At 44.7% G+C, this 235-nt stretch carries 1 protein-coding gene; it reads right to left on the bottom strand.

The window, feature by feature from the left end; translation table 11 throughout:
* Window positions 1–235 (bottom strand): amino acid permease (locus LI126_RS15155; RefSeq protein ID WP_227165739.1); only part of this gene is annotated, 235 nt, incomplete at both ends.

Raw genomic sequence — 235 nt, 5'->3', positions numbered from 1 at the left:
AGATCAAAATCATTACAATCGCACCAATGGCCAAGGCAATGATTCCATTAGAGTAACCTAAACGATCCCCACGATCCATAAAGGCATGTGGCAGATACTTGTCTTTGGCCATATTAAAAGCCAGGATCGGAAAGGCCGAAAAACCGGTATTGGCAGCTACGGCCAGAATCATTGCCGTAAAAAGCTGCAGCAGATAAAATCCGATCCCGTGGCCATTAAAGATTACGGAACCAAT

It is taken from the genome of Mediterraneibacter sp. 210702-DFI.5.30 (assembly GCF_020560115.1).
Lineage (GTDB): Bacteria > Bacillota > Clostridia > Lachnospirales > Lachnospiraceae > Mediterraneibacter > Mediterraneibacter faecis.
Note: the sequence above shows the minus strand (reverse complement) of the source record. Positions and strands in the feature narration are given on the sequence as shown.